The sequence below is a fragment of the Shewanella sp. YQ_9 genome (assembly GCF_043103185.1).
In the GTDB taxonomy this organism is placed as follows: domain Bacteria; phylum Pseudomonadota; class Gammaproteobacteria; order Enterobacterales; family Shewanellaceae; genus Shewanella; species Shewanella algae.
The window spans coordinates 1-21,113 of the sequence record NZ_JBICJO010000075.1 but is presented as its reverse complement, the minus strand read 5'-3'; the positions used below and the strand labels follow the sequence as shown (position 1 = coordinate 21,113).

At 52.8% G+C, this 21,113-nt stretch carries 20 protein-coding genes and 6 tRNA genes; 12 read left to right on the top strand and 14 right to left on the bottom strand.

Translation table 11 applies throughout. From position 1 onward, the window contains the following. The first annotated feature begins 105 nt into the window (after window positions 1-105). Complete coding sequence (locus ACF8D4_RS20515) at window positions 106-606, top strand: zinc ribbon-containing protein (RefSeq protein ID WP_165565491.1); 501 nt, start codon at window positions 106-108, stop codon at window positions 604-606. 169 nt (window positions 607-775) lie between these two features. Here the strand turns inward: ACF8D4_RS20515 and ACF8D4_RS20510 are convergent, their stop codons facing one another. From ACF8D4_RS20510 to ACF8D4_RS20460, 11 genes are all read right to left on the bottom strand, one after another. Next, complete coding sequence (locus ACF8D4_RS20510) at window positions 776-1,429, bottom strand: tetratricopeptide repeat protein (protein WP_025011680.1); 654 nt, start codon at window positions 1,427-1,429, stop codon at window positions 776-778. Continuing rightward, complete coding sequence (locus ACF8D4_RS20505) at window positions 1,416-2,261, bottom strand: SDR family oxidoreductase (protein WP_144215720.1); 846 nt, start codon at window positions 2,259-2,261, stop codon at window positions 1,416-1,418. Before ACF8D4_RS20505 ends, ACF8D4_RS20510 begins: the two co-directional genes overlap by 14 nt. Before the next feature lie 14 nt (window positions 2,262-2,275). Then, window positions 2,276-2,947 (bottom strand): TenA family transcriptional regulator, encoded by a 672-nt coding sequence (locus tag ACF8D4_RS20500; protein WP_028781581.1) that lies wholly within the window; start codon window positions 2,945-2,947, stop codon window positions 2,276-2,278. Continuing rightward, the gene (locus ACF8D4_RS20495; protein WP_392468941.1) at window positions 2,947-4,578 is read right to left on the bottom strand and encodes an AMP-binding protein; all 1,632 of its coding nucleotides are present in this window, start codon (window positions 4,576-4,578) and stop codon (window positions 2,947-2,949) included. Before ACF8D4_RS20495 ends, ACF8D4_RS20500 begins: the two co-directional genes overlap by 1 nt. Further along, a complete protein-coding gene (locus ACF8D4_RS20490) occupies window positions 4,575-5,294 on the bottom strand; it encodes a thermostable hemolysin (RefSeq protein ID WP_392468939.1) in 720 nt (239 codons plus the stop codon). The genes ACF8D4_RS20495 and ACF8D4_RS20490 overlap by 4 nt, the downstream gene beginning before the upstream one ends. A gap of 112 nt (window positions 5,295-5,406) precedes the next feature. Next, window positions 5,407-6,960, bottom strand: a complete 1,554-nt coding sequence (gene lnt, locus ACF8D4_RS20485) for an apolipoprotein N-acyltransferase (RefSeq protein WP_392466789.1) — start codon at window positions 6,958-6,960, stop codon at window positions 5,407-5,409. Beyond that, window positions 6,957-7,838 (bottom strand): CNNM family magnesium/cobalt transport protein CorC, encoded by an 882-nt coding sequence (gene corC, locus ACF8D4_RS20480; RefSeq protein ID WP_025011682.1) that lies wholly within the window; start codon window positions 7,836-7,838, stop codon window positions 6,957-6,959. Before corC ends, lnt begins: the two co-directional genes overlap by 4 nt. 32 nt (window positions 7,839-7,870) lie before the next feature. Then, entirely contained in the window at window positions 7,871-8,332 is a 462-nt protein-coding gene (gene ybeY, locus ACF8D4_RS20475) for an rRNA maturation RNase YbeY (protein WP_028781579.1), read from the bottom strand. Beyond that, window positions 8,322-9,368 carry a PhoH family protein gene (locus ACF8D4_RS20470; protein WP_025011683.1) on the bottom strand — a complete coding sequence of 349 codons (1,047 nt, stop codon included), beginning with the start codon at window positions 9,366-9,368 and terminating at the stop codon, window positions 8,322-8,324. The genes ybeY and ACF8D4_RS20470 overlap by 11 nt, the downstream gene beginning before the upstream one ends. Before the next feature lie 129 nt (window positions 9,369-9,497). Beyond that, window positions 9,498-10,922 (bottom strand): tRNA (N6-isopentenyl adenosine(37)-C2)-methylthiotransferase MiaB, encoded by a 1,425-nt coding sequence (gene miaB, locus ACF8D4_RS20465; RefSeq protein ID WP_208145367.1) that lies wholly within the window; start codon window positions 10,920-10,922, stop codon window positions 9,498-9,500. A gap of 97 nt (window positions 10,923-11,019) precedes the next feature. Continuing rightward, a complete protein-coding gene (locus tag ACF8D4_RS20460) occupies window positions 11,020-11,343 on the bottom strand; it encodes a hypothetical protein (protein WP_208169985.1) in 324 nt (107 codons plus the stop codon). A 152-nt stretch (window positions 11,344-11,495) separates the two neighbouring features. Here ACF8D4_RS20460 and ACF8D4_RS20455 point away from each other — a divergent pair, with 152 nt between their 5' ends. The 9 genes from ACF8D4_RS20455 to ACF8D4_RS20415 all read left to right on the top strand — a co-directional run bounded on the left by ACF8D4_RS20455 (window position 11,496) and on the right by ACF8D4_RS20415 (window position 15,539). Continuing rightward, on the top strand, window positions 11,496-12,764 hold the full coding sequence (locus ACF8D4_RS20455) for an FAD-dependent oxidoreductase (RefSeq protein ID WP_392466784.1): 1,269 nt from the start codon (window positions 11,496-11,498) through the stop codon (window positions 12,762-12,764). Window positions 12,765-12,956: 192 nt separating this feature from the next. After that, window positions 12,957-13,544, top strand: a complete 588-nt coding sequence (gene pth, locus ACF8D4_RS20450; protein WP_025011686.1) for an aminoacyl-tRNA hydrolase — start codon at window positions 12,957-12,959, stop codon at window positions 13,542-13,544. An 85-nt stretch (window positions 13,545-13,629) separates the two neighbouring features. Continuing rightward, window positions 13,630-14,721: a redox-regulated ATPase YchF gene (gene ychF, locus ACF8D4_RS20445; RefSeq protein ID WP_025011687.1), complete on the top strand. Its 1,092-nt coding sequence runs from the start codon at window positions 13,630-13,632 to the stop codon at window positions 14,719-14,721. Window positions 14,722-14,896: 175 nt separating this feature from the next. Further along, window positions 14,897-14,973, top strand: a tRNA-Met gene (locus ACF8D4_RS20440). Window positions 14,974-15,005: 32 nt separating this feature from the next. After that, window positions 15,006-15,090, top strand: a tRNA-Leu gene (locus ACF8D4_RS20435). Window positions 15,091-15,125: 35 nt separating this feature from the next. After that, window positions 15,126-15,200, top strand: a tRNA-Gln gene (locus ACF8D4_RS20430). Between the two features lie 20 nt (window positions 15,201-15,220). Continuing rightward, a tRNA-Gln gene (locus ACF8D4_RS20425) sits at window positions 15,221-15,295 on the top strand. A 25-nt stretch (window positions 15,296-15,320) separates the two neighbouring features. Further along, window positions 15,321-15,397 (top strand) — tRNA-Met (locus ACF8D4_RS20420). Window positions 15,398-15,464: 67 nt separating this feature from the next. Next, window positions 15,465-15,539, top strand: a tRNA-Gln gene (locus ACF8D4_RS20415). A gap of 285 nt (window positions 15,540-15,824) precedes the next feature. Here the strand turns inward: ACF8D4_RS20415 and ACF8D4_RS20410 are convergent. The 3 genes from ACF8D4_RS20410 to ACF8D4_RS20400 all read right to left on the bottom strand — a co-directional run bounded on the left by ACF8D4_RS20410 (window position 15,825) and on the right by ACF8D4_RS20400 (window position 17,909). Further along, window positions 15,825-16,238, bottom strand: a complete 414-nt coding sequence (locus tag ACF8D4_RS20410) for a hypothetical protein (RefSeq protein WP_045283494.1) — start codon at window positions 16,236-16,238, stop codon at window positions 15,825-15,827. Beyond that, window positions 16,235-16,693: a hypothetical protein gene (locus ACF8D4_RS20405; RefSeq protein WP_123116786.1), complete on the bottom strand. Its 459-nt coding sequence runs from the start codon at window positions 16,691-16,693 to the stop codon at window positions 16,235-16,237. Before ACF8D4_RS20405 ends, ACF8D4_RS20410 begins: the two co-directional genes overlap by 4 nt. 82 nt (window positions 16,694-16,775) lie before the next feature. After that, window positions 16,776-17,909 (bottom strand): pyridoxal phosphate-dependent aminotransferase, encoded by a 1,134-nt coding sequence (locus ACF8D4_RS20400; RefSeq protein WP_392466779.1) that lies wholly within the window; start codon window positions 17,907-17,909, stop codon window positions 16,776-16,778. A 1,307-nt stretch (window positions 17,910-19,216) separates the two neighbouring features. On the opposite strand from ACF8D4_RS20400, the gene ACF8D4_RS20395 reads away from it, so the two are divergent. Beyond that, window positions 19,217-20,050, top strand: coding sequence for a hypothetical protein (locus tag ACF8D4_RS20395; protein WP_345880575.1), 834 nt, complete (start codon window positions 19,217-19,219; stop codon window positions 20,048-20,050). Window positions 20,051-20,192: 142 nt separating this feature from the next. Beyond that, the gene (locus ACF8D4_RS20390; RefSeq protein WP_239450212.1) at window positions 20,193-21,104 is read left to right on the top strand and encodes a hypothetical protein; all 912 of its coding nucleotides are present in this window, start codon (window positions 20,193-20,195) and stop codon (window positions 21,102-21,104) included. Window positions 21,105-21,113: the final 9 nt, after the last annotated feature.

Here is a 21,113-nt window from a genome sequence, read left to right as displayed (position 1 = left end):
CCGCCCATTATTTTGACATGCGCGCTATACTGCGCCGTTTAGATCTGCATAGAATAAACCAGAAGTGAGTCATTAAGAAAGGTTCGTCTTAAAGGAGTATTGGCCATGAGTGAGAGAAGTACGGAGTTACTGGCGCTGTATCAGGCCTTGATTGACAGAGTCAAACAACAGTATAACCAAGATAACTCATTGACAGTTAAGAGCTTATTTAACTCTATCAAGGAAGGGAAAGAGTATTTGGCCATCAAGCAGCAGGCCGGTGAGGCCGAGCTGTCTCTGGTCGAGGAGTTCCTCAAGCGGGATATCGCCAGTTATATCCAGAGCCAAACGGAAGATGACATCAGTTACAGCCCCACTATGCTGACACTGGAAAATACCCTCTGGCATTGGCTGGGCGAAATCAGTGACCGCAGCCAGGTGGAGTGGCACGAACTGGCCCATGAGTTCAAACACCATGGTTATTATCAGAGCGGCGATATCGTCAGTCAGGGCAAGATGGTCTGCAGCAACTGCGGCCATGAGATGGACTTTGAGTTCCCAGGCGTTATTCCAGACTGCCCCGAGTGTGACCACTCGGAATTTACCCGTGAAGCGCTGGCGCCCTGAGTCATAGATGTTCCGGCTTTCAATGGCTTGGAGCTCAAGGAAAAACCCTTAAACGCACAGATATAAAAACGCAGGCTTCGGCCTGCGTTTTCTATATTGTTGATGCCGTTTGAAACTGAGACTGACAGGTTTTAGCTGCAGATGTGCCGTTTCTCAACACGGGTTTTGATCAACTGTTATCGCGATAGGCGGCGATTTTGGCGAGTGCGGCCTTGATTTCCTGCTTGCGACCCGCATCTGCCAGCTCGCGCCCCGGCCTTGGGGCGGCTTCGAGCGCTTTTTGCAGGAAAGGCAGGGCTTCGTCATACCTGTCCTCTTCCAACAGGAAGTCGCCGTAAAAGTAGTTGCTGTCTATACCATCGGGGTTGAGCTCCAACGCTTGTTTCAGTAACTCCTCGGCCTTGTCATCGTCCCCAAAGCCTAGCGGCCAGCCGGGCACCTTGTAGTAAAGCACCCCGAGACTGGTGTAGGCCGAACCCTTGAGCGCGGTGGGATCTTGCTTAAGCGCCTGCTCAAAGTCACTGCGAGCCCGTTTGGCATATTTGAGGGCACCGAGGCCGCCGCTGACCCCGGCATAGGTAGAGTTGATTATCCCGTGCCAGATGCGCACGCCTGTACTTTGGGGGTGGGACTGCACCGACTCATCCGCCAGCTTCAGCAGTTTAACAAAGGCTTTTTCCTGCTCGTCGCCGCTGAGTTGATAGTTGTTGATGGCCCAGTCGTGTTGCAACTGTTTGACGGCCAGATCGCTTGCGTCATCGGCCCAGAGCGAAGGACTCACCAGCAGCGCTGCGCTCAGGCACAAGAGTTTAAATGGCTTCATGTTTCTCTCCTTCGGTGATGGGGTTGGCCGTGTCTTGTATTGGCATGGCCCTTTGGCAAAACTGGCGAATAAGTGGCAGTTTCTTGCGGGTATCATTGTTAACCAGGCCGGGCAGCAGGGCGTTTATCCGCACAAACAGCTTTTCCGGCCAACCGATAAAACGGCGGCCCCGGCGATTATTGGCCAGATCGCGGCAGAGGATGTCGGCCACCCATTCAGGGCTGTCCTGACGGTTGCCGAGCGCCAAATTGAGCTGGCGCATCGATTCTGTGTTGAGTTCGGTATCCGTGGCTCTGGGGGCGAAATAGAGCACCTTAATCTTGCTGTCGGCCAACTCCCGCTCCAGTGCTTCGGTAAAGCCTCTGAGGCCAAACTTGCTGGCGCAGTAAAGACTGGAACCCGGGTAGCCTATGCTGCCGAGAATGGAGCCGACATTGATGATGGCGGCCTCGGACTGGCGTTTGAGCAAGGGCAGCAGGGTGCGGCAACAGTTGATGGGCGCCTCCAGGTTCACCGCCATCATGGCGCGGGTATCACAGGTGTCGCTGGCTTCCAGCATGCTGAGTTGATTGACCCCGAGGCAGTTGATCAACACCTTGGGGCTGAACACTCCGGCGGCCTGGCGCAGCTGACACTGACCGCCACTGCTGGTCAGATCGGCGCTTAAGGTGTGATGCTCCCCGGCAAGGCTCTGTTTCAGGGCATCGAGCTTGGCTTGATCCCGGCCGCAGAGCAGCAGTCTGGCGCCTTTGGCGGCCAATGTCCCGGCGATGGCGCTGCCGATGCCGCCACTGGCGCCCGTGATGATGACATTCAGATACTTGAGTTCCATATTAGTCACCGTTTTCAGGAGGCCAGCGCCAAGGCCTGGGCCGGCGCCAACTCGCGGAAGATGTTGCCGTAGAGGCGGTAGAAGTTGTTGGCGGCGTGAATGATCAAGGCCTGTTCATCGCGATCCTCAATCCGGTTCATCAGCCCCTCAAAGAAATGGATATGTTGCTTGTCCAGCTCGCCGTGAGACTTGAGATAACTGAAGGCTGAATCCGGCAGCCCCAGGCGCGATTGCACTTTTTCGGCCGCCAGCAGCGCCAGATTAATGCTGGTGCCTTCCAGTACATTGACCATGCCGAAAAAGCCCAGCGGACTTACCCGATTCACCATGTCGTAGGCGTAAGCCACCATGACCTCGGTGGCAAACAGCGGCGTGCTGCGTCTGGCCTTTTCCTTGTCAAAACCGCAGGCGGCTATGTCATTGAGGATCCACTCCTGGTGGCCTTGCTCCTCTTCGATATACTCGGCTACCGCCACCCTGAGCCATTCCTTGCTTTCCGGCAGTCTGGCGCCTGTGGCCATGAGCAGCGGCGAAGTGTGCTTCACATGGTGATAAGCCTGGTGCAGGAAGGCGACATATTCCTCCAGGCTTATCTCTCCTTGCAGGCATTTGCCTATGATGGGACTGGCCAGCAGATACTCGCGTCCGCTCTGGGTTGCTTGTTGTAATTGGTTGTAGAAATTCATTATAGGGCTCCCTCAATATATGGGGTTTCGGATAGATAGAGCTGTTCTATTTGAGCGGCCAGGGCGCTCAGCAGTGAGGCGCGCTTGACCCTGCCATTGGCAGTGGTGTGAGGCTTGAGCTCGGTTTCATTCAGTCTTATCCAGCGTTTGATCCTGGCGTAGTCGGGCAGTGTGGCATTGACCGCATCCAGCCAGGCCTGGAGCTGCTCATTGCTGACTTGGAGCGGAGCGCACACCAGCGCGCTGAGCCAGGGCTTGGCGTCACCAAGCACCATACACTGACTCAGCAGCGGTTTGGCCATCAGCGCCGACTCCACCCACTCAGGGCTGATATTGCGGCCAAAGGAGCTGATAAGCAGATGCTTGCGGCGCCCGTTAATGGTGAGCACACCTTTATCGAGTTGGCCAAGGTCGCCGGTGGCGATTTCTCCCTGACCCCAAGTCTCGGGTTGGTCGAGATACCCCAGATGACTGGCGCCGCCGACATGGATTTCGCCGCTGCGAATGGTGACTTTGCAGTGAGGCAACACAGTGCCGGCAAAGCCGGGAGTGTCTTTATCCGGGGTGTTGAGCGCCACGACTGAGCCGCATTCCGACAGGCCGTAACCTTCATAAACCGGCAATCCAAGCTCCCTGGCCCGCAGCAGTAACTCGGGGGCGACCTTGCCGCCACCAACGGCGACAAAGCGCAGTGAGTTTGGCACTTGCCAACCTTGCTCGCAGGCCCCGACCAGCAGTGTCAGCAACTGAGGAATGAGGATCATGCTGCTCGGCTGCGCTTGGCTTATGGTTTGCAGCAGCGCCCGGCTGTCGAGTCTTGAGCTGCCGTGCATGCCGCGTGCTTTATCCGAGGGCAGCAGCACAGTGCCGCCGCACAGCAAGGGGCTGTAGATACCGGCGATGTTTTCCAGCAAGGTGCTCAAGGGCAACAGACAAAGATGCCGAGGGCTGGGCAGGGCTGTGACTTTTGCAAGCGATTCGGCCACCCGCCATTGATGCTCGCTGCTGAGACACACCCCCTTGGGGTTACCGGTAGAGCCTGAGGTAAAGGTAATTTTGGCTGTGCACTGTGGGACTTGTGGAAAAGCCGCCGTTTTCTCGGCGCAAAGGTTCTGTTGGCCCGGATGTCCGTCGCAGAGCTGTTCGTCAGATAGCTGCTCGTCGTATAACTGCCTGCTGTATAAATGCCAGCCGTATAGACTGCAGCCCAGTTCACTGAGACCTTGGTAAGGCGCGAAGCCCTTTGGCAAACAAGGCTGAATTTGTGGGCTTTCGCTGAGCACCAGCTCAACCGAGGTTTGTTCAAGGCAGTTTGCCAACTGCTCTTGGGAGAAAAATAGCGGCAAGGGCAGGCAAAGAACTCCTGCCTGCTGACAGGCGAGATCCAGTATCGCCCACTGCACACTGTTGCCGGCATGCAGTGCCAGGCTGCGGATATTCAAGCGTTTGAGGAAATCACTATAGCGGCGGATTTCTGTTTTCAGTTCAAGGTAGCTGAGTTGCCGCTCAGCATCGATAAGGGCAATGGCCTGATCTTCGCCGTTGAGTTTGCCTAGAACATCCCAATCAAGGTTGGTTTCGGCGCCTGACTCAGAGGTATTGACTTGGTTTAACTGAGGCGATGGAGTCATAGGTTTGGCTCCCGGGTCCTGGCATAAGCCAATTCGGCCGCCATGGTGCTGATATCCGATTCGTGCCTTTGTGCCAGTCGTCTCAAGCGGGGACTGGTTTCTATCACCTCTTGGGCGAGGCGCAGATCGCCAATCATGACTCTGGGGTTGTTGCGGTAGTAATTGCCCCAAATGGCGCTGTCACCTTCCAGTCGCTCAGGATCGGCGCTACAGAGCTGCATGGGCGAAAAGCCCAGCAGTTTCATCAGCGCCTCCACCTGCTCTGTGACGGTAAAGACCATGTACTCAAAACCGGCTCTGGCCAGAGTGGCGGCAAGCAGTACCAGCAGCAGTGGCCCTGAACTCTTGTTGGTGAGTGCAAGATTGCCTACTTCTACCAAGGAAGCCCTGTCCACCGGGCGTTTGGCCAGCAGCGCCACCTGTTGCTCTATGGGGGCTTCTAGGTATTGCTCCAGAAACAAGGGGTAGTAGCAACCGGCTCTGAGGCCGAAGGCACCCTGAGGCTGCCCCTTCATGCTCAGTTGTAGTAAGAAAGGCAAAAATTCCTTGAGCTTGGCACCATGCACCTGGAAGTACTTGGCGGCGATATAGTCTTCGACCTCAGTGCGGCCCTCTGCCTGCTCATGGAACAGGCGACACTCGGGAAGCGAATGAGGTGGGTTGGCAGAGCTTGGGACGTCCTTTTCCAGGGCAGACAGGGGAAACTGCTTGACCATAGAGATACTCCGGATCTGTTAACCAGTATCCAGAGCCTAGAAAAGCAGTCTTAAGAAATACTTATGTAGCCATTAATATTTTATCAATTAGATAAAAATCAATTGGTTGGTTTTAGCTTTTATCGCTCTTTCGCCGTTTGGGGCAATACAACAGCCCCAAAAGCAGCAGCAAGCCACTCAGCCCCAGTACCGGCCATTGACCGACCCGGCTGAACAGGGTCTGGCCCTCGACCAGCGGCACTTCGGCGGTGAGTACGCCCTCGACGAACTGCGGTAGTTTGGCACTAATATTGCCAAATTCATCCACCACGGCGGTGACGCCATTGTTGGTGGCCCGCAGCAGAGGTCGGCCCAACTCGGCCGAGCGCATCTGGGCTATCTCCATGTGTTGTAGCGGGCCATTGGACTCACCGAACCAGGCATCGTTGGAGACGGTCAGCAACACCTGGGTATCCTCGGCGACGTTGGCCCTGAGCTGCTCGGGGAAAGCGATTTCATAACAGATAGCCGGTGCCAGGGTGTGGCCCAGCGCCGTCAGATTGTTTTGCTGATAACTGCCTCTGGCAAACGAGGACATGGGCAGGTTGAAGAAGGGGGCCAGGGGCCGCAGCAGCGACTCCATGGGCACAAACTCGCCTATGGGCAGCAGGTGATGTTTGCGGAACTGATTGTCACCCGCTGCGCTATAGTCAGCGTTTTCCTGCTGTTTCTGATGATGATTCCCCAGCACAATCAGCGAGTTGTAGAAGTCGCCATTTCGCTGGCTGATGATACCTGTGATGATGGCGGCATCCCGCAGATTGGCGACCTTGTTGGCGTTGTCGAGAAACTCTGCCACCATGCTTTCGGGGGCCGGTATTGCTGCCTCGGGCCAGATCACCAAGTCTCTGTCCAGATGCGGGCGGGAGAGATCCATATATTTGAGCATAGTCGGCCAGAGCGCGTCCGGATCCCACTTCATGCTTTGGGGGATATTGCCCTGCACCAGAGCCACGCTGAGGGTCTCGCCGGTGCGCTCAACCGTTGAAAATCGCGGCGCCTGCCATACAAACAGGGCCAGTAGCGCCGAGCTCACCACCAGGCTGAGCCAGTGGCGTTTGAGTAGCAGTACCAGGCTTGCTGCCAGCAGCGCCACCGTAAAACTGAGCCCCAAAGTGCCTATCATTGAGGCCAGCGGCTTCAAGGGCCCCGAGGTTTGGCTATAGCCGCCCCAGAGCCAGGGAAAGCCGGTGAGCACCCAGCCCCGCAACCATTCACACAGAGTCCAGAGCGCTGGAAACAGCCCCAGCAGTTGCCAGTTATGACGCTTGGGCGCCAGTCGGGCCATTAGGGCACCGGCCAGCGCCGGATACAATGCCAGATAGAGGGCCAACAGGGCCATCAGGCCTATGGAAGCAATCAGCGGCAAGCCACCGAATCTGTCCATGCTGACATGCACCCAGCTGATCCCGAAGGCAAAGGCGCCAAAGCCAAAGCTGAGCCAATAGCCAAAACTGGCCTTGGGGGGAAGCTTGTCACTTTGCCAAAGGCCAAAGGCCAGCGCCAGCGGGTAGATGGGCCAGAGATCGTAGGGGGCAAAGGAAAGTGCCGTACTGGCACCGGCCAAAAAGGCCAGTACCAGACGCAGCTTGGGGTGGCGCTTAAGCGCCGCTAATGTGGACTTCACTGGTCGTTACTGTCTTCAGTATCGTTGGGATCGGGCAGTTTCACCCTGAGTTGCAATAAACGGCGGGTATCGGCACTGATGACTTTAAATTCAATGCCATCGATGACGATCTTCTCGTTGCGCTCCGGCAGGTGGCCGAAGGCGTGGGACACCAATCCGCCGACTGTGTCGAACTCTTCATCACTGAAATGGGTGTTGAAGGTTTCGTTGAAATCTTCAATCTCGGTCAGTGCCTTGACCATGTAAACCCGGTTACCGGCTTTACGGATCTCAGACTCGTCGCTGTTGTCGTGATCGAACTCATCTTCGATATCGCCGACAATCTCTTCGAGAATATCTTCAATGGTGACCAGGCCGGAAACACCACCGTATTCATCAACTACAATCGCCATATGGTAGCGTTGGGAACGGAACTCTTTGAGCAGCACATCCACTCTCTTGCTCTCGGGCACCACAACGGCCGGGCGGATCACTTTTTCCAATGAGAAGGGTTCTTCACTGTTGTTGAAGCCGTACTTCAGCAGATCTTTGGCCAGCAGTATGCCTTCGATATGGTCTTTGTCTTCATTGACCACAGGAAAGCGGGAATGAGCAGAGTTGATGACAGTGTTGAGCAGTTCCTCAACAGAGTCATTGAATTGGATGGCGACAATCTGCGCTCTGGGGATCATTATGTCCCTTACACGCAAATCAGATACCTCTAAAACACCTTTTATCATCTCGCGGGTATCTTCAGTGATGAGCTCACGCTGCTCGGCATCGTGGATCACTTCAACCAGATCTTCGCGATTTTGAGGTTCGCCCTGGAATAGCTGGCTTACTCGGTCAAACCAGCCTTTCTTATGGGCGCTGGTACTCGGGGGGATATCGTCACTCATAGTGTTCTTCATGACAGGGTGAACCCTGGCAATTATTGCTCCTTGTATGGGTCAGTAAAACCTAAGCTTTCAATAAGTTGGGTCTCTAGCGACTCCATTTCTTCGGCTTCGGCATCTTCGATGTGATCATAACCTAGCAGATGCAGGCAACCGTGCACAACCATATGTGCCCAGTGCGCCTGTAGCGGTTTATGCTGTTCACGGGCTTCATTTTCAACGACTGAAACGCAAATGACAAGATCCCCGAGTAATGGCAGGGTTATTCCAGGTGGCGCTTCAAACGGAAATGACAGCACATTGGTGGGCTTATCTTTGCCGCGATAGTCCCGGTTCAACTGCTGGCTCTCTTCACTGTCCACCAGGCGTATGGTCAGCTCGGCCTGCTCCATACTATTGCCTATGGCAGTACGGGCCCAGAGCTCGAAATCGCTCTGGGATGGCAGATTTTGCGCTTCTGTGGCCAGTTGCAGGTCCAGCTGCAGATCAAGACTCATGGGCACCGGCCTCTGTCAGTTGATATTGGCTGTCGCGTTGGGCCTTGGCCGCCTGCTGGCGCTGATCGTGTGCTTCATAAGCTTCCACTATGCGGGCCACTACCGGGTGGCGCACCACATCCTGGGCCTGGAAGAAGTTGAAGCTGATCTCCTCCACTTCGCTCAGTACTTCGATGGCGTGGCGCAGGCCGGACTTGGCGTTGCGCGGCAGATCTATCTGGGTAATATCACCTGTGATCACCGCCTTGGAGTTGAAGCCGATACGGGTGAGGAACATCTTCATCTGTTCCACCGTGGTATTTTGGCTCTCATCGAGAATGATAAAGGCATCGTTGAGGGTGCGGCCACGCATATAGGCCAGCGGCGCGACCTCGATAACATTACGCTCTATCAGTCGCTCGACCTTCTCAAACCCGAGCATCTCAAACAGGGCGTCATACAGAGGCCTGAGGTAAGGGTCTACCTTCTGGCTCAGATCGCCGGGCAGGAAGCCCAGCTTCTCACCGGCTTCCACCGCAGGGCGGGTCAGCAGAATGCGGCGGATCTCCTGACGTTCCAACGCATCCACGGCGGCGGCAACGGCCAGATAGGTCTTGCCGGTACCGGCGGGGCCTATGCCGAAGGTGATGTCATGGCGCACTATGTTGGCCACATATTGGGTCTGGTTGGGATTGCGCGGCTTAATCACCCCTTTGCGGGTCTTGATATAGTGCTCTTTGGGTTCTGCACCGCTGTCGTCGGCTTCCAGGGCAATGGCTTCCTGAATGGCGATATGCACCTGCTCGGGCTCCAGATCCGGGGTCGAGCCTTTTACCGGAGCGGTTTCGACATAGAGCTGTTTCAGCAGGTTGTTGGCCGTGAGGCAGTTACGCGGCTGGCCGACAATCTGAAAATGGTTGTTGCGGTAGCTTATCTCGACGCCCACCCGGCGCTCGAGTTGCTTGATATTGTCATCGAACGGACCACACAGAGACGCCAGACGGCGGCTGTCGGCCGGTTCGAGATACAGATTCATGGTGGTTAATTTGTGAGACAAACAAAAACTCCTGTTGATGTCATCTTTGATCAGTTTACGAGCGTGAAGGCATAAATGCTAACGGAAAATCGAGCCTAAAATAAAACGGCCCGGGTCCGAAGAGCCGGGCCGCCGTGGAAGTCTCGGCGCTTACGGGGTGAACTGAGTCACGCCCAGGGTGTCTTCCTGATTATGCTTGGCCAGAATATCACTGGGGCGCAGGCTCTTGCGCAAGTCCATCTCATCTTCACCGCGAACAAATTTGCCGCGCAGCGAGTTGGTGTAGACATCGACGATTTCCACGTCCACGAAGGTGCCTATGTGCTTTGGCTGGCCTTCGAAGTTGACGACCCGGTTGTTTTCGGTGCGGCCGCGCAGCTCCATGGGGTTCTTGACCGATGGGCCTTCCACCAGAATACGCTGCACTGTGCCCAGCATCTGGCGGCTGTAGCGCTGCGCCTGTTGGGTGATCCTGTCCTGCAGAATTGCCAGGCGCTGCTTTTTCTCTTCCATATCCACATCATCCGGCAAGTCGGCCGCCGGGGTGCCGGGACGGGCACTGTAGATAAAGCTGAAGCTGTGGTCGAAGCCCACTTCTTCAATCAGCTTCATGGTGTCGGCAAAATCTTCTTTGCTTTCGCCGGGGAAGCCGATGATAAAGTCGGAGCTTATCTGAATATCCGGCCGCGCCTTGCGCAGACGGCGAATGATCGACTTGTACTCGATTGCCATATGGCCGCGCTTCATCTGGGTCAGAATGCGGTCTGAACCCGATTGCACCGGCAGGTGCAGGAAGCTGACCAGCTCAGGAGTGTCCTCATAGACATCGATAATGTCCTGGGTGAACTCTATCGGATGGCTGGTGGTAAAGCGGATGCGGTCGATACCGTCGATGGCGGCCACATAACGCAGCAGCTCGGCAAAGCTGCAAATTTCGTCATCATGGGTCAGGCCGCGATAGGCGTTAACGTTTTGCCCCAGCAGGTTGACTTCACGCACCCCTTGCTCGGCCAGTTGAGCGATTTCCAGGATGATGTCATCCAGTGGCCGGCTGACTTCTTCGCCGCGGGTATAGGGCACCACGCAGAAAGAGCAGTACTTGCTGCAGCCTTCCATGATGGAGACAAAGGCGGTGGGGCCTTCGGCGCGGGGCTCGGGCAAACGGTCGAACTTCTCGATTTCCGGGAAGCTGACGTCAATCACCGCCTGGTCGCCACTGCGAACCTGGTTGATCATCTCTGGCAGACGGTGCAGGGTTTGAGGGCCGAAGATAATATCCACGCACTGGGCGCGTTCTTTTATCGCCTTGCCTTCCTGCGAAGCCACACAACCACCCACGCCAATGATCAGCTCAGGATTCTTGTCTTTGAGTGTTTTCCAGCGGCCCAGCTGATGGAATACCTTTTCCTGCGCTTTTTCACGAATAGAACAGGTATTGAGCAGCAGAATATCTGCCTCATCAGCCTCTTCGGTCAGGGTGTAGCCCTGAAATTCGTTTAACAGATCGGCCATCTTGGATGAGTCGTACTCATTCATCTGACAGCCCCAGGTTTTAATATGGAGTTTTTTACTCATCAGTTTTGCGTCGCTCTTCGGAACCACTTAAAAAATAGCGCGCCATTTTACCTGCTGTTAAGTCCGCTGACCAGCTTTTGAACGCCAGGGCAGAGAATTACTCTGGTTGCTGCAATACCCTTTCGACCTGTGCGGGTAAACGGTTGGCGGCCACCTGAATATTTTTCTGCTGGTAGAACTGCTCAGCCATCTCCAGGTTGCTGCCGCGGGCCTGGGCATAGATGTCCTCCAACACATCCAAATGAAAGCCGGCCATGGTTTCCGTGATTTGTTGATATAGGGCATAATTCAGCGACGAGCGATAGGTTACAGTTATCACTTCCATCTGGTCTGCCGTGGTGGCGGCCAGAACATGACCAGAGGTAAAGGCAGCCGGGACGACAAGGGCTGCGGCTATCAGGCTGCTGGTAAGTTTGCGCATGGTATCCTCACTTGTTGATGTCTATAACCGCATATGCGGTGTTTGCCATGACAGATACTGCTTGGACACTCAGAGGCTAGCCTAAGGTTGCCAAGGCTCGTGTGTCGGCTTGTAAGCAGGTGTTTCAGGAGGGCCGGCAGCAACATTTGCTCATGATTGAAGCCAAAACAGTTACCATTGAACACAACTCTGTGGCCGAGGCGGCAGAGAAGAGAGACAGCAGGAAAGGCATAGTGACAGAACAACATGAGACCAAGGATATCGTCATCATAGGTGGCGGTATGGTGGGCGCGGCGACGGCGCTGGGGTTGGCCAAACTCGGGCTGGAAGTGGCGCTGGTGGAGGCCTTTGAACCTGAGGTCTTTGATGCCTCGCAACCTCTGGATGTCAGGGTCTCGGCCATCAGTGTGGCATCGGAGGCGCTACTCGAGCGCCTGGGAGCATTCGATACTCTGCTCGGAATGCGCCATGTGGCTTATCGTGGCCTAGAAACCTGGGAAATGGAAGGCTGCATTACCCGTTTCCATGCCAGTCAGATCAAGGCCGAACGTCTCGGCCACATAGTGGAAAACCGTTTGGTGCAGCTGGCACTGTGGCAGGTATTCGACAACTACCCCAATCTGACCCTCTGCTGCCCGGCCCGGGTCGGGCGCATGGTGCGCTCCAGTGTGGGTATAGAGGTGAGTCTGGACGATGGTCGGGTGTTCGATGCCCGCTTGCTGGTGGGCGCCGATGGTGCCAACTCCAGAGTGCGTCAATGGGCCGGAATTGGCATCAGTGGTTGGGATTATTCCCAGTCCTGCATGCTGATCAATATCGCCACCGAGTGTGATGAGCAGGATGTGACCTGGCAACAGTTTACTCCGCAAGGGCCGCGCTCCTTGCTGCCATTGCCGGGCAAAAATGCTTCCTTGGTTTGGTATGACGATGCCAAACAAGTTCGCAGTTTGATGCAGCTAAGCGACAGCCAACTGAAGCAGGCGATCATCAATCACTTCCCCGATAGGCTGGATCCCCACTTCGAAGTGTTGGCCAAGGGCAGTTTCCCGCTGACCCGGCGCCATGCGCAGCAATACTACCGCGACAACCTAGTGATCCTGGGGGATGCGGCTCACACCATTAACCCGCTGGCGGGGCAGGGGGTTAACCTGGGCTTTAAAGACGTCGAAGCCTTGATAGCGACAATCACCCAGGCGCTGGAGAAGGGCGAAGACTGGTCAAAGGCCACAGTGCTTGAAGGGTTCCAAAAGCAGCGTTGGTTTGACAATCAGTTGATGATGACAGGCATGGATCTCTTCTATGCCGGTTTCAGTAACGATCTGCTGCCACTTAAACTGTTGCGTAACGCCGGGCTCAAGCTGGCGGATATCAATACCCCGGTCAAGCAGCAAGTCCTCAAGTATGCGCTGGGGCTGAGATAACCCCGGTCGATTTGTTGATTGTCGCAAGAGAGTGCTAAAATGCCGCGTTTTTACAAGAATGCGGCATTTTTCATTGGCTTTCATGCAGTGTTTGGGCCTGTAACGGCCAAGCTTCAAGAGCGGTGAATATGTGCTTGGCCTTGTCCGGCCTTCGCAGAACTTCTCGTTGAATAAACAGACTGATAGAGACTGATGACAGAGATTAAACTTATCGTCGGGCTGGCCAATCCCGGCGCCGAGTATGCCCAGACCCGCCATAATGCCGGCGCCTGGTATGTGCAGGAGCTGGCCAGAGGTTGCGGTGCCCAGCTCAGTGCCGACAGCAAGTATTTTGGCCTGACTGCCAGAGTTACGCTCAAGGGCCGCGATGTGCGCCTGCTGATCCCTTCCACTTATATGAACCTGAGTGGCAAGTCGGTGGCGGCATTGGCGAACTTCTTCCGTATTCAACCGGAGGAGATTTTGGTGGCCCACGATGAGCTGGACATGCCGCCGGGTGTGGCCAAGTTCAAGCTGGGTGGTGGTCATGGCGGCCATAACGGCCTCAAGGACATTATTGCCAAGCTGGGCAACAACAAGAATTTTTATCGTCTGCGGATTGGCATAGGTCACCCCGGGGACAAGAACAAAGTCAGCGGCTATGTGCTTGGCAAGGCGCCGAGTACTGAGCAGTCGCTGATAGATGCCGCGGTAGATGAAGCGGTGCGCGCCACGGATATCCTCTTTGCCGAGGATATGACCAAGGCGATGCACAGGCTGCACTCCTTTAAAGCGGTCTAAGATTATCCAGGCGTCTGACGCCTGTTTCATTATCCTGTCCGGGGCCGAGTGCGCCGGACTCAAATTAGAGAGAAAGGTAAACATCATGGGTTTTAAATGCGGCATCGTTGGTCTGCCAAACGTCGGTAAGTCAACTCTGTTCAATGCGTTAACCAAGGCTGGCATCGAAGCGGCAAACTTTCCCTTCTGTACCATAGAACCCAACACAGGTGTGGTGCCAGTGCCGGATGCTCGTCTGGACGCCCTGGCTGAAATCGTTAAGCCTGAGCGGGTACTGCCGACCACCATGGAGTTTGTGGACATTGCCGGTCTGGTTGCCGGGGCATCCAAGGGCGAAGGTCTGGGTAACAAGTTCCTGGCCAACATCCGTGAAACCGATGCTATCGGCCATGTGGTACGTTGCTTCGAGAACGACAATATTGTTCACGTGGCCAACAAGGTTGACCCGGCCGGTGATATTGAAGTGATCAATACCGAACTGGCACTGGCGGATCTCGACAGTGTTGAGCGTGCCATACTGCGTCAGCAAAAGCGCGCCAAGGGTGGTGATAAAGACGCCAAATTTGAAGTCGAAGTACTGGAAAAACTCAAGCCGGTACTGGACGAAGGCCATATGCTGCGTACCCTGGATTTGAGCAAAGAGGAGCTGGAAGCCGTGGCTTACCTGAACCTGCTGACGCTCAAGCCAACCATGTATATTGCCAACGTTTCTGAAGATGGCTTCGACAATAACCCGCATCTGGATACAGTGCGCGCCATTGCCGAAAAAGAAAATGCCGTTGTGGTGCCTGTGTGCGCCGCTATCGAGTCAGATCTGGCGGAAATGGATGAGGAAGAGCGCAGCGAGTTCCTCGAAGAGCTGGGCCTGGAAGAGCCAGGGCTTGATCGGGTGATCCGCGCCGGTTACGAATTGCTGACACTGCAAACCTACTTTACTGCCGGGGTGAAAGAAGTCCGTGCCTGGACTGTGACTGTCGGTTCTACCGCACCGCAGGCGGCCGGTAAAATTCACACCGACTTTGAGCGCGGCTTTATTCGGGCTCAGGTTATGGCCTATGATGACTTTGTTCAGTTCAAGGGCGAAGCCGGTTGTAAGGAAGCGGGTAAGCTGCGGGTGGAAGGGAAAACCTATATCGTCAAAGACGGCGACGTGATGCACTTCCTGTTTAACGTGTAAAGCGACTCTAAATGGGCGATAGAACACGGATTTGCGTATCTGTTGCCCAGTTTGATGGGTTTATAGGCAAACAGCTGGGGCGGCGGGATTTAGCCTAAAAAAGCTGTTGACCTGAATAACCTGAATAAGCATAATACGCCCCGTTCCTCGGCACGGGGAACAACAAAGTTATCGTGGCTATGTAGCTCAGCTGGTTAGAGCACAGCACTCATAATGCTGGGGTCGCAGGTTCAAGTCCCGCCATAGCTACCATCCTTCTTGGGATGTCAAAAACAAGAGACACTGCGGGAGTGGTGAAATTGGTAGACACGCCAGATTTAGGTTCTGGTGCCGCAAGGTGTGAGAGTTCAAGTCTCTCCTCCCGTACCATATTTGTCTCTTATTGAACTAACTTTGGTTATTGGTGGGGTATCGCCAAGCGGTAAGGCACCGGGTTTTGATCCCGGCATTCCCAGGTTCGAATCCTGGTACCCCAGCCATCTTTACCAAGTTTATATATTGGGGTATCGCCAAGCGGTAAGGCACCGGGTTTTGATCCCGGCATTCCCAGGTTCGAATCCTGGTACCCCAGCCATAAACGCTAAAGAGAAAAATACAGTGGCTATGTAGCTCAGCTGGTTAGAGCACAGCACTCATAATGCTGGGGTCGCAGGTTCAAGTCCCGCCATAGCTACCATGTTTCTTTAGCAGCAAACTTGGTCTTCACGAGTCTTAAGATTCGTATCGGTTAACACCGACCCTGATGGGGTATCGCCAAGCGGTAAGGCACCGGGTTTTGATCCCGGCATTCCCAGGTTCGAATCCTGGTACCCCAGCCATATTCAACGAAAGAGCCCGTCATAGACGGGCTTTTTTGTGTCTGTTTTTCATCGTTTGAACTTGTCTGCTATTGGCGCATCGGCCGGATCCCGGCTATTTCGCACCGGCGATCCTGCGATATGGTGAGAGTTGCGTAGCAATATGCTTTCGAGCGCCAACCAAAGATGGCTACAGTTCCGCCTGTGCCTGGAAATCCGTGTATGCTTGTAAACTTGTGCATGCCTGTAAACTAGTGCCAAGACTTCACCGATCCAGAGTCATATCTGCCTTGAGCTATCAAGCTTCTACTCGACTTTCAGCTTCTGTCGCAGACTCTCATCTCTGGCGGCTTTGGTGACTTCGAGAGCGATATTGCGCCTGAGGCGAATTAACCAACTGTCGATTTTGGCCTGATCCATTTTGCAATCGCAGCGACTGGAGAGCAGGCTAAGCTGCAGTTCCTGTGCCTGCCGTGCTACTTCTACTTCGACCGTGTATCCCTTGTAGTTATTGAGCCGGGCGAGCCAGGTGCCATCTGCGGCAGTTTCCAGTTCCCAGCTATCCCGGGTAACGGCCCGCTGCAACATGGCGGGGATATCCTGCACATAGCCACCTGTGGGTACTGGGTTTTGCCAGCGTTGCAATTGATATTCAGTCTCGGCGGAAGCCGGGTTCAACCATAACAGATTCAGCAGCAGCGGCAGTAGTATTCGTTTCATGATTTTTTCAGCTCCTGGGCGATGGAGAAACGCAGATTCTTGATGTAGTTGTAATAGCCGCGGCCATTCTTGTAGCAGATATCATCAATCAGCTTTTTGCAGACAAAATCCCCCAGGGCGGCGTGGTATTTAAGCTGAATATAGTTGGCGTCGTATTCAATGCGCATCACATTAGTGTCGCCACGATAGTCGAAACGGGCCAGGATATAGCCCTCACCTTCGCCCTCGTATACCCAGGCAAAGCCCTTGGTGCTGAGCATACCTTCGAGAATGGCATAACGAACCTGGGCCTCACTGGCTCCCGCTACCGGGATCTCTTTATGAACGACTTCGATATAGCTGTTTGAGGATTTGGGCTTGGCATTTTTGTTGATGACTAGCTCGCCGGGGGCGGCTTGCAACGACAGGGAGAAACCGAGGGCGAATAACGCCCCCAGAATGGATTGGACTTGCATATCAGAATCCTTCTGAAAAAGGCTGCGAAAGTCCGAGTCTAGCGAAAAGCCAAGGCACTTGAAAGAGCGCTTGAAAGAGGAATTAGAGCAAACCTTCCAAACGCAGACGTTGCATCTCTTTGGCAACTCGTTGCATCTGTATTGGCGTGCCCAAGGTCAAGCGATTCCAGCCTTCAAGCCCAGGGAAGGTACGGCCTACCAGAATGCCGGTCTGCTGCATCTGCTTGCGATAGTCTTCATTATTGCCTTTGATGCGGTGGAAAATAAAACTGGCGTTGAGCGGCAGATAGTCGAGCCCCAGCTGTTTGAGCGTGGCAATGATAATGGCACCGGCCTCTAAGTTGTTGCTGCGGGTCTGCGCCAGCCAGGCGCTGTCATCCAACACTGCTGCCGCCCCATAGAGGGCAAACAGGTTGGCGTTGTCAAAACTCGCCTGGGCCTGCATAGCGGCTATCATTTCCGGATCGGCAATGGCATAACCGGCTCTTAGTCCCGCCATTCCCCATGCTTTGGAGAACGTCTTGGTCAGCACTGTGTGTTTCTGGCCATTTTGGATGAATGGCAGCGCGGATTGGAAATCGCTACCGGCATACTCGCCGTAGGCCTCATCAATAATAAACTGCAGCTCGGGACTGGCCTTGGCCAGCCACTGTGCAACCGGCGCCTTGGGCAGCAAGAGGCCGGTTGGGTTGTTGGGGTTACACAGATAGACAATGGAAGGGCCAGGATGTGCGGCCACGGCGGCTTGCATGGCGGCGATATCGGTTTGCAGCTCGGCGGTCAGCGGCACTTCTGTTACCTTGAGCCCCCGGGCCTTGGCATAGTCGGCCACTATGTCAAAGGTGGGCTTTGGCATCACCAACTGGCAGTGAGCGCTGGCCATGGCATCTATGGCGAACTTGAGTACTTCGGAAGAGCCATTGCCATAAATGAGCTGTTCTTGACTGATACCGTGGTAGCTTGCCAGGCGCTTGAGCAAGGCCTGACGGGCACTGTCGGGGTACAGGTGCGCCTCGCCCATATGCTGCATAATGGCTTCCCGGGCGCTGCTTGGCATCCCCAGCGGGTTTTCATTGAAGTTCAGCGCCAGGGGCCCCTTGGAGGCAGTAGCTTGGGCCTGCTCTTGGGAAGATAAAGAAAAATTACTGCAGCCACTGAGCCCCAGTGCGGTACCGGCTAAACCGGCCTGAATAAAATGCCTACGACTTAATTGCATGTTTATTATGATGTTCTGGATAAGAGGGCGCTCAGTCTACCCAGAGGAGGAGAGAAAATAAATGAATTTTTATTCATTATTTGAAGCTTGTTATTCTTTTGGTTTTAGTTGATAGGACCAAGTTCATTGGTGAGTTTTGGCTTAAATCCATAAATAGCCGCTGTGCCAGCGGCGTAAAGTCGTGGAGTTTCACCCCACACCCGACCAAGAAGGGATCAACAGCAATCCCCTCTTGGATCTCCCTTGCCGCCCCACACGGTGTCGAAAGCCCCTCGGCCTAATGGCGCAAATAACTACCGCTTCAGACGCTCATCCCTGATTCGACTGTCGCTGCTTCGGCATCCATGCCTCAGCCACGTTATTTGTGCCAACGGCTGTCGGCGACACCGAGGGGGATTAGTGCAATTCTGTTAGCGCTGAGTAGCTTGAAACCCCTGAAGTACTTGCAGACATACACCCATTTTCCAGGCACAGGCGGGACTGTGACCTTCCGAGCCAGGGATGGCGAGGCAGAGCTTACAGGGACGTACTCGCAGCGAGTCACAGGATCGCCTGTGCGAAAGGCGCACCGCAGGTGATGGGTTACAACTTAGCTAGCCGCTAGGAGCAAGTTCATTGGTAAGTTTTGGCTTAAAGCCATGATAGCCGCTGTTCCAGCGGCTTAAAGTCGTGTCGTTTTGGGTTTCCAACCCAGTCAATTCTGTTGTAAAAACAAACTAAATCAGGGTTTTGTTGCCTTTGTCAAAAACTTGACCTTTGGCTAATTGTTTTCACATTCAATGCTGGCTATTGTATAACTAATTCAACCGCTTAGTTTTAGTACTTCCTTAAGCTTAAGGCGAAAGCTGCAACACTTTTCCGATTTTAGCGGAATGCAGGGGCAAACAGAGTTTGCACCCGTGCGGTAGCCATGGCTTTACTTAACGTTTTCTGTAAGGCCTGGGTTTTAGGGCGCTTGGTTTTAAGGCCCTTAGTTGCAGGGCTTGAAGCGCTCATGGTAAGTGCCTTAGAACTGATTTTTATACAGTATTATTGACGTTCCAGTAATAATGCCGGAAATTTGCTGCTAAGCTTGCGCGTTATTTCTGTAACATTTTAGAAAATATCATTAAATTCATAAAGTTAAAAAATACAGCTGGTAGATAATAGGTTTGGAAACCGCGCATGCGCGTTTAGCTGCAAGGGATATTTGGACTAAATGGTATTATATCCAGCAAATACAAACAGATAGCGATGCGCGTTTAGACTCCTCCGAGGACTAAAACGCGCATGCGCACTATACAGCTGTTAAGTTTTATAGAGTAAGTATGAAGTTAAAAAAATTATTATCGTTAGATTTCATGAAAGACTTAGAGTCTTTGTTAGAAACTGAATTTGAGAAACAGTTATACGTAGCAAGCCTACGAAATTATGCATCCCATGGTAATCCCCTGAGATTTCATAACTTTGCTTTTTCGATGAGAGAGTTGGTATTACACGTAATTAAACGTAAAGCGCCACCGAAGCAGGTGAAGAAAACGACATGGTATGAAGTTGAAAGCACTTCCCACCCAGTGACTCGTCGGCAGCAATTAAAATATTGTGCCCAGAGAAATATATCTGATGAATATTTAAAAGACGACTTGGAAACTCTAAATGAGTCGATAGAGGAGTTCTTATCTGAGTTCCATTTCTTTAACAAATATACTCATATTACTGAAAAGTATTTTACAGCTTGCCCGAAGCAATTCTTCCAAGATGCAAAGTATGTTGTTGGGTTAGCAGTGAGCTCATTAAGTCAATTAGAAGACATTGAGAGAATCGTTATTGATGCGGTGGAAAGTAAGGTTCACGATGCCGTTATTGATACAGCAGTGTCAGCTATCCCGGATAGTCTATCTATCTTAGCAAATCATGTTTATGTAGATTATACCGAAGTGGAAGAGATTGAGTGCTTGGGTATTGATGACCAATACATTCGAATGAGAGCAAAGGGTATCGTATATGTAACTCAAGAATATGGTCCCAAAAATGACATCTGCACTATGGATGAAAGTTACCCATTCACTCTTGATATGAAGTCACATGTCGAAAATCCAGAAGACTTTACTATCGAAGCTGAAGAACTCTCTGTCGATACTTCAGAGTGGTACGGAGAATAAAACTTAACAAAATGTTCAAGAGGGATTCGCAACGCGTGGCATTTTCACAATGCGTTGTGTTTAGTGATTTAGGTGGTTTGCAGCAATCTCGGTATTGCGTTGCTCACCCCTTAACATGGCGTTATGTTTCAAAGGAGAAAATATGGACGAGGCTAGATGTAAAGAGTTAAGCAGAGTAGTTACCAGTGAAGAGTTGTACATTATTGATAAAGTTAAATCATTGACATACTCCTGTGATGAATGTGGCATTGAGTTACTTCCATGCTCGTTTCAAAAAGATGTAAATCTACGAAAACCATACTTTAAAACTCGTAAAGGTGTTCATCATAAGCAGGGTTGTGATGCTGAAGGTGAGGCTAAAATTCGTTCGAAAGGTGCATCCACACGACTAACTTCATCTGAAGGTTTTCCGTTAGCATATCCAAATCGTTTTAAATTACGAAAAGATGATGTTGTTGAACCAACCGGAGTTATTACTCCGTTAGCTCCTGACTCACGACGCCCTAATAAACGGAAAAAAGATCAATCAGATGGCAGTGGACGAAAATCAAATTATGAGACAACTTCATTCAAATCAATAGTTAATCAATATTTTGATTTCCCTTACGACAGAGACCGAGCCTTATCTTTTGAAGGTGTTGATGGCACTACATATACAGAAATATTTAGCCAAATCAGAAGTACACGAGGAAAGCAGAAATTTGTAATTCAGGGTGATAAGCAAAAGATATACTATGCATCATTACCTTGGAAACTATCCGTAGAAGATAACGGTAAAATTCAAATTAACTTATCTCCTGGTAAATGGGTTGAGCAGGAAGGGAAGAAAGTAAATGAGAGACCATATTACTTAGAAGTTGACTTTTCTAATTGGCCTCAACGAAGCAAGTCTAAGTTCTTAAACGATTATAAAAAAATCATAGAACTTGTTCGTGGCACTAATAGAAAAGCAGCTATTGCATTTGTCGGAGAACAGGATACCAAAGATGATTATTTCAGATTTTATTCTATCGATAGACGTCTGATAACTTTCAGGGTGTTTAATGACGCCTAGCGTAGAGAA

Bases quoted from the DNA above. Each gene is read 5' to 3' on its own strand.
- ACF8D4_RS20515 (WP_165565491.1), top strand. From the start codon at position 106: ATGAGTGAGAGAAGTACGGAGTTACTGGCGCTGTATCAGGCCTTGATT.
- ACF8D4_RS20510 (WP_025011680.1), bottom strand. From the start codon at position 1,429: ATGAAGCCATTTAAACTCTTGTGCCTGAGCGCAGCGCTGCTGGTGAGT.
- ACF8D4_RS20505 (WP_144215720.1), bottom strand. From the start codon at position 2,261: ATGGAACTCAAGTATCTGAATGTCATCATCACGGGCGCCAGTGGCGGC.
- ACF8D4_RS20500 (WP_028781581.1), bottom strand. From the start codon at position 2,947: ATGAATTTCTACAACCAATTACAACAAGCAACCCAGAGCGGACGCGAG.
- ACF8D4_RS20495 (WP_392468941.1), bottom strand. From the start codon at position 4,578: ATGACTCCATCGCCTCAGTTAAACCAAGTCAATACCTCTGAGTCAGGC.
- ACF8D4_RS20490 (WP_392468939.1), bottom strand. From the start codon at position 5,294: ATGGTCAAGCAGTTTCCCCTGTCTGCCCTGGAAAAGGACGTCCCAAGC.
- corC (WP_025011682.1), bottom strand. From the start codon at position 7,838: ATGAGTGACGATATCCCCCCGAGTACCAGCGCCCATAAGAAAGGCTGG.
- ybeY (WP_028781579.1), bottom strand. From the start codon at position 8,332: ATGAGTCTTGATCTGCAGCTGGACCTGCAACTGGCCACAGAAGCGCAA.
- miaB (WP_208145367.1), bottom strand. From the start codon at position 10,922: ATGAGTAAAAAACTCCATATTAAAACCTGGGGCTGTCAGATGAATGAG.
- ACF8D4_RS20460 (WP_208169985.1), bottom strand. From the start codon at position 11,343: ATGCGCAAACTTACCAGCAGCCTGATAGCCGCAGCCCTTGTCGTCCCG.
- ACF8D4_RS20455 (WP_392466784.1), top strand. From the start codon at position 11,496: ATGATTGAAGCCAAAACAGTTACCATTGAACACAACTCTGTGGCCGAG.
- pth (WP_025011686.1), top strand. From the start codon at position 12,957: ATGACAGAGATTAAACTTATCGTCGGGCTGGCCAATCCCGGCGCCGAG.
- ychF (WP_025011687.1), top strand. From the start codon at position 13,630: ATGGGTTTTAAATGCGGCATCGTTGGTCTGCCAAACGTCGGTAAGTCA.
- ACF8D4_RS20410 (WP_045283494.1), bottom strand. From the start codon at position 16,238: ATGAAACGAATACTACTGCCGCTGCTGCTGAATCTGTTATGGTTGAAC.
- ACF8D4_RS20405 (WP_123116786.1), bottom strand. From the start codon at position 16,693: ATGCAAGTCCAATCCATTCTGGGGGCGTTATTCGCCCTCGGTTTCTCC.
- ACF8D4_RS20400 (WP_392466779.1), bottom strand. From the start codon at position 17,909: ATGCAATTAAGTCGTAGGCATTTTATTCAGGCCGGTTTAGCCGGTACC.
- ACF8D4_RS20395 (WP_345880575.1), top strand. From the start codon at position 19,217: ATGAAGTTAAAAAAATTATTATCGTTAGATTTCATGAAAGACTTAGAG.
- ACF8D4_RS20390 (WP_239450212.1), top strand. From the start codon at position 20,193: ATGGACGAGGCTAGATGTAAAGAGTTAAGCAGAGTAGTTACCAGTGAA.